Genomic DNA, 433 nt, shown 5'->3' with positions numbered 1-433 from the left:
GCGCCGACCCTGCTCGGCGACAACGCGGCCGGCATGTTCAATCTCGCCGCGCCGGCCACGCTGGAACAGCGCACGCGCCTGCAATTCCATACCATCGACCGGATCGGCGACGAGCTGCGCATTCTCGCGCGCTTCGCCGCCGCGCCGGCGGGCTCGACCTGGGCGATGTCGCGCTCGGCGACAGCATCGCGATCCAGGGCGCCTGCATGACGGCGATCGAGACCACCGCCGAAACCTTCACCGTCGACGTATCGCGCGAGAGCCTGAACAAGACGGTCGGCCTGAGCGAGCCGGGCGAGGGCAATCTCGAGAAGGCGCTGCGCGCGCACGACCGGCTGGGCGGGCATATCGTGTCGGGCCATGTGGACGGGCTCGGGACGGTCACGCATTTCGCGCCGGTGGGCGAGTCGCACGAGCTGCGCGTGCTGGCGCC

The 433-nt window shown here is 70.9% G+C and carries 2 pseudogenes; both read left to right on the top strand.

The window, feature by feature from the left end:
- A pseudogene (locus FQ705_RS02905) lies at positions 1–210 on the top strand (hypothetical protein); the annotation flags it as partial.
- Positions 132–433, top strand: a pseudogene (locus FQ705_RS02900) (riboflavin synthase); the annotation flags it as partial. The pseudogenes FQ705_RS02905 and FQ705_RS02900, both read left to right, overlap by 79 nt.

It is taken from the genome of Paraburkholderia sp. BCC1884, from assembly GCF_900996225.1.
Taxonomy (GTDB): domain Bacteria; phylum Pseudomonadota; class Gammaproteobacteria; order Burkholderiales; family Burkholderiaceae; genus Paraburkholderia.
This window is presented reverse-complemented; position numbering and strand designations above follow the sequence as displayed.